This window comes from Frankia sp. CgKIO3 (genome assembly GCF_977946435.1).
This window is the reverse complement of the sequence record NZ_CDWTMO010000212.1, coordinates 1-5,834: the sequence shown is the minus strand read 5'-3', so window position 1 is coordinate 5,834 and position 5,834 is coordinate 1. Positions and strand designations below refer to the sequence as shown.

Annotated in this window: 5 protein-coding genes; 1 reads left to right on the top strand and 4 read right to left on the bottom strand. The window is 72.6% G+C overall.

Annotated features, from left to right (window positions below; genetic code table 11):
- On the top strand, positions 1–2,047 hold a 2,047-nt coding region (locus tag AC08OJ_RS18075), incomplete at its 5' end, for a serine/threonine-protein kinase (protein WP_476596352.1).
- Between the two features lie 51 nt (positions 2,048–2,098).
- On the opposite strand, the gene AC08OJ_RS18070 is transcribed toward AC08OJ_RS18075, so the two are convergent.
- The 4 genes from AC08OJ_RS18070 to AC08OJ_RS18055 form a co-directional block, all read right to left on the bottom strand.
- Complete coding sequence (locus tag AC08OJ_RS18070; protein ID WP_462188687.1) at positions 2,099–2,314, bottom strand: hypothetical protein; 216 nt, start codon at positions 2,312–2,314, stop codon at positions 2,099–2,101.
- A 23-nt stretch (positions 2,315–2,337) separates the two neighbouring features.
- Positions 2,338–2,619, bottom strand: coding sequence for a hypothetical protein (locus AC08OJ_RS18065; protein ID WP_476596351.1), 282 nt, complete (start codon positions 2,617–2,619; stop codon positions 2,338–2,340).
- Between the two features lie 162 nt (positions 2,620–2,781).
- A complete protein-coding gene (locus AC08OJ_RS18060) occupies positions 2,782–3,600 on the bottom strand; it encodes a glutamate ABC transporter substrate-binding protein (protein ID WP_476596353.1) in 819 nt (272 codons plus the stop codon).
- Positions 3,601–3,893: 293 nt separating this feature from the next.
- Entirely contained in the window at positions 3,894–5,546 is a 1,653-nt protein-coding gene (locus tag AC08OJ_RS18055; RefSeq protein WP_476594401.1) for a hypothetical protein, read from the bottom strand.
- Between the last annotated feature and the right edge of the window lie 288 nt (positions 5,547–5,834).

Genomic DNA, 5,834 nt, shown 5'->3' with positions numbered 1-5,834 from the left:
CCTCCTGGGCGCGCCCAGCGTTCCCACGGGCCTGCGGGAGTGCGCCGGGTGCGGCACGCCCGTGGCCCGGCCGGGCCGGGACGAGCAGGACGAGAGCGTCGCCCTGGAGGGCAGCTGCGCGGGATGCGGCCACCGCTACTCGTTCACCGTCAAGCTGCGACCGGGCGAACGGGTCGGCCGCTACACCGTGCACGGCGTCATCGCGCACGGCGGGCTCGGCTGGGTATATGCCGCGACCGACGACAACCTCGGCGGCGACGACGTGCAGGCCTGGGTGGTGCTCAAGGGCCTGCTCGACGCGGCGAACCCGGAGGCGCGTCGGATCGCCGAGGGAGAGCGGCGCATCCTGACCACGGTGTCCCATCCGGGCATCGTCAAGATCCTCGACTATGTCACCCACCATGGCGAGGACTACATCGTCATGGAGTACGTGCCGGGGGTGTCCCTGGCCGGCCTGGCCGAGGTCGGGGTGGCGGGAGCGGACGGGCGGTCGGCTCCGCCGTCGGCCGCCGATGTGATCCGCTACCTGCTGCGGGTGCTTCCGGCCCTCGGGCATCTGCATCGCCTCGGGCTGGTCTACTGCGACCTGAAACCGGAAAACGTGATGGTCACCGCCGAGGACGTCAAACTGATCGACCTCGGCGGGGCGCGCCGGCTCGACGACCGCGTGTCGGGATACCTGTCCACGCCCGGCTACCGGGCCCCCGAACTCGACGACGACGGGGAACGCCCGGCGGGCATCGCGCGCACCGCGCCCACGGTCACCACCGACATCTTCGCCGTCGCCCGGACCCTGGCCCGTCTCGTCCTCGGCCGGTTCCCGGGCTTCCTCGGCGCCTACCGGCACACCCTGCCGCCGCGCCGGGCCCATGCCCCGTTGCGGGACTTCGAATCCCTGGACCGGCTCCTGCGCCGGGCCACCGCGACCGATCCCGACCAGCGCTTCCAGAACACCACGGAGCTCGCCGACGAACTGGTGGGGGTGCTCTACGAGATCGTGGCCAGAGCGGAGGGGCCGGTCCCCCCGTTGGCCAGCCGGTGGTTCGACGCCGTCGGGCATCCCACCGGGGAGGCGGGGCCCGCCGGGACCCCCGCATGGTGGGAGGTCCTCCCCGATCTGCGCATCGACCAGGACGATCCATGGGCGCCCGGACTGACCGCCGGTTCGGACGAGGAACCGGCCTCCCTGGCCACCCGGCTGGCGGCGATCGTCCCGAGGACCACCGAGGTGCGGCTATCCCTGGCCCGCACCCAGATCCGGGCCGGGCAGCTCCATGAGGCGGCGGGCACTCTGGACGACGCGGCCGCGGAGCAGCCGCGGGAATGGCGGGTCGACTGGTACCGGGGCCTGCACGCCCTCGTCGGACGACAACCGGCCGTGGCCGCCGCGGCGTTCGACCGGGTCTACTCCCGGGTCCCCGGGGAGCTCGCTCCGCGCCTCGCCCTCGCGACCGCACTCGCGGACATGGCGACCACCGCGGGCACCGCGGGCACCGCGCCTGAACGTGACGCGGCCCGGCACCGGGCCGCAGCCCTGTTCGACGTCGTCTCCACCATCGATCCGAGCACGACCAGCGCGGCGTTCGGGCTGGCCCGATGCCGGACCAATCCGGCCGACAAGATCGACGCTTATCTACGGGTCCCTCCGTCGTCCGCCGCCTACACCGCGTCGCGGATCCGCATGATCGGGGTGCTCGTCGGCCGGGCCACCCGACCAGACCGCGCGGCCTCGGGATCGGCGGCCCTGCACCGGGCGGCGACGATACTGGCCGATCCAAGGCTCGACCTGGGCGAACGACGCCGGGCCGAACTGCACCGTGACCTGTTCACCGCCGCCCTGGCCCTCGTCACGACCTACCCGGCCGCCTACCCGGCCGCGGATGCGCCCCGGCCACCGACCCTGCTCGGTCGGGTCATGGTGGAACGGGACCTCCGCTTCGGACTGGCCGAGACCTACCGGGAGATGGCCCGGTTGGCCGGTGACCGGGCGAGCCGGGTCCGCCTCGTCGACCAGGCGAACCGCATCCGTCCCCGCACGCTGCTCTGACGTTGACATCCTTGCTCAGCCAGCTTCCTTGCTCAGCCGTAGCTTCCTTGCTCATAGGCGCTGAGCTGCGGTGCGCAGGTGGTCAAGCAGGTCGTCGACGAGTTGCTGGGGACTCGCGTGACCCTTCCCGTCAGCGGCGAGATGCCCCGCCAGGGCAAGGTCGGCAGCCCCGTGCGCGAGTGCCCGCACGAGAGATGCCACGCGCACCGGGTCACCTGCGGGCAACGCACCAAGCTGTTGGGCCGCGGTGACGGTATCGACGAGCATGGTCTGCGCGGCGTGGGCCGCTGTCAGGCCGCAGTGCTCAGCTCCCGCGAGTCGATCGACCAGGCGCCAAATACCAGCCTGAAGCGTGCCGGGTACTCCAGTGCCCAGGTGATGTAGTGGTGCATCGCCATGCGCAGTACCGCCTCGGGCGTCCTTCCACCACGCATCGCGGTGGCGAGTTCGGCGCCTTGCCGCTCCAACTCCCGGGCGGCGATCGCGGCGAGCAGCGCCTCCTTAACCCGGTACCGACGTCGCGCGCTGCAACCAGCTCTGGGACGCCAGCGCACGGCTTGCCGGTCTACCACCCGAACTGTAATAATCATCAGAGTTCGGGTACTAGGCCTCGGATGCGCATCGTTCATCATGAATCGCCATGAATCGCCGGCTTCGATCTCGTGCTCGCCCCCGGGAGACCTGGAGCTCCCGGGCTTCGCCTGGCCCGCCCGGCCCGCCGGTTCACGGCCCGATCAGGGACGGCCGCCGTCGAGCAGCGGGGGGCGGCCGGGTACGCGTAGGCCCGGTCGCAGCCACTCGTCGTACAGGCGGGACCAGGTTCCGTCGAGCATGATCTCGCGAAGCACGCCGTTGACGAACGCGACGAACTCGTCGTCTCCCGCCGTGTCCCCGGTGATCGGCATGGCGATACCGTAGGGCTCGTCGAGCCAGCCGCCGGCTTCGGAGCCCGCGCCGAAGGCGCTCGGCCCGAGCACCGTCGTGTCGGGGTCCTGGGCGGCTAGCCCGGCGAGGAGGACATCGTCGCCGGCGATCGCGTCGACGTCACCGTGCTGGAGCGCGACCAGGCAGTCGGCGATGCGGGCCCGGGTCACCGGTCGGGGTCCCGGCGCCGGCAGCTGCGCCAGCTTCTCGCTGGACGTGCTCCCCGCCGACGAGCAGACCGGTCGTCCGACGAGATCGGCGATACCGCGGAACCCGGCGTTCTCCCGGATCAGCAACCGCAGAGTCGACTCGTAGTACACGTCGGAGAACCGGACCTGCCGCTTGCGCTCGCAGGTGATGGTCATGGTGGCCACGAGCATGTCGACCATGCCGGAACGGAGCAGGTCCTCCCGCTCGGAGGTGGTGACGGCACGGAACTGGACATGATTGTCGACCCGCTCGGCACCGAAGATGGCCGCGGCGACCGCGCGGGCTATGCCGACGTCGAACCCCTCCAGTCGCAAGGTGCGCCAGTTCATCAACCCGGCCGGGGGCGCGTCGGTGGCGATGCCCACGCGCAGGTAGCCGCGGTCCTGCGCGATCGCGCGCAGGCGGCTGCCCACCGGCATCCGGCCGGGGGGAGGCATCGGGGTGAGGGGGGGATCGCTCGACCGGAGCGGTCTGCCATCCCGGCGACAGGTTCCATCCGGGTTGGCCGATCCCGCCGACGCCTGCGTGGGCTCGGCGCCCGGCACCGGTGATGGCGGCATCGGGGCGGCCTCCAGCGGAAGGGGGCTACGGGCGGTGCTGCAGCCCGTACCGCCCACGAGGACCATGCAGCCGACGAGGATCCCCCCGAGCACCGGGCCCACTCCCCTCGTCGGGATGGGGGGGTGCCGGCGCCCGGTCCGACCGGGCGGACTCACAGGTACTCCCGGAGCCGGGGCCACATCCCCGCCGCGGCCGCGACGATCGCGGTGAGGACGAGCGCCGGGCCGGCCAGCTCGAGATCGCGCAACGCCGCGGCGGCCCAGCGGGCATCTCCTTCGAACCTGCCCCGGGCGACGTCGATCGCGACGTCGAGCTTGCCGAGGAAACTGGTGAACGCCGTCGTGCCCGGCCCGAGGGTCCGGGTCACCGCCTGTCCGAACGTGTCGGAGGAACGCGGGTCCCCGACGGAGGAGCCGGCGTCTCCCGGTCCTCGCGCGGCCGCGACGACCGAGTCCGGTGACGAGGCCAGCAGAGCCACCACCGAGGCCCGGATACGCAGCCAGGAGCGCAGATCGCCCTCGAGTCCCGCCGGTATCCCGGCCCCCCCGCGCGCGTCGAGGGCGACGACGAGCGAACCACGACGGGTGACCGGTTCGGGCGGTAGGCGGTCGCCGGTCACGTCGAAGCCGAGGCCTCGGGTCACCCAGGCGAAGTGCTCGTCGAAACGGGTGCCGTTGCCGAGCGCCGTCAACGAGAGGTTCTCATCGACCCGTGCCTCCAGAGCCAGGGTCTTCGATCGGGCGAGCAGGCTTATCGGTCGGTACCCGGAGTCTTGCGCGGTGTCGAGACGGGTCTGCTGGGTTCCGAAGGCGACCGCGGTCCAGGTGACCGTGGCCAGGATGCACCCGGTGCCGAGCAGCAGGCCCGGGTTGACCAGTCGGTTCGTGCGTCGGACCAGAAGCAGCTGGACGCCGACGAGCGCGATGATCGCGAAAGCGGCCGTGATCACGATCGCCCATTCGCCCCGCGAGCCGGTGGCCTGCTGGTAGGCGGTGTCCACCGCGTCGGCGTACCGGGCGACGAGCACCTCGGTCGCCGGAAGGATCTCCGTGCGCATCATCGTCGAGGCGGCCCGCAGGTTGGCCTCGCCGACGGACAGCCCCGCCCGGTTGTTCGCCCGGGCCCGTTCGACCATCCCGTTGTAGACAGGAATGCCCCCGGCGAGCACGCCCAGAGGGCACGATGAGGCGATCCGCCCGGGCGACGGCCGGGTCCCCGCGCCGTCGGGTCCGGGCGGCGGCGCCGCGGGGCCGGACCAGGGCGGGTCCGCGGCGCACAGGGCCGGGTCGAGTCGGCGCAGGTCCAGGACGTCACGGGCGGCATCGGCGACACTCGCCTCGAACAGCCCGCCGTTCTTGATCCGGTCATAGCGCTGCCGCAGCTCGGCGGCGGGCTCCCCCCTGCCGACGAGAAGCTCGACGGGCGCGAAGACCTCCGCCGCCGCCGCGGCATCCGCCTGGGACAGGGCGGCCCGCAACTCCTGAGCCGTGGCGAGCGCCCGGCCGTGCCGGCTCACCAGGCCGTCGGTCGCATCCAGCCGATGAGCGACCACGCCGTGCAGCGTCAACCCGAACAACGCGAGCGCGACCACGAGAAACGCCAGCAGCCCGACGAGCCGGACACCCGCGTCGCAGCGCGCCGCGACGCCCAGCACGGCTCGCGCGAGCCGCGCGCCCCACCGCGCTCGCGGGCCGCCCGGGCCACCGGGCTCCCCACCGCCACGGCGACGACGCGCGGTCGCCCGGCGACCGGCCGAGGGGGCTCCCCAACTCTGCGCGGGCGGCGGCGACGTTACAGTCGTCACGGCGACTAAGCGTACGCGCTTCACCCCGATCCGATTACTCTAAGCAACGACGGGGGGCTCGTATCGCCGGAACCAGCGGGAACGCTCCTCAGCGCGGATCACTTCCCGGTCCGGGTCGGGTGTCCGGATCGGCTGCGTCAGCGGGACCGCACCAGATCCGCGGCCGTCTTCTCAGCCAGCGCCGCGATCCGGACAAGATCGTCGGGACGGGCGGAGGAGATGTCCAGCACGACGGTCTTGCCGTGTATCAGCGCCTCTCGCGCGCGGCACAGCGCCCCCGCCCACGCT

Coding starts and splice junctions, on each gene's coding strand:
- AC08OJ_RS18070 (WP_462188687.1), bottom strand. CDS start 2,314: ATGCTCGTCGATACCGTCACCGCGGCCCAACAGCTTGGTGCGTTGCCC.
- AC08OJ_RS18060 (WP_476596353.1), bottom strand. CDS start 3,600: ATGCCGGTGGGCAGCCGCCTGCGCGCGATCGCGCAGGACCGCGGCTAC.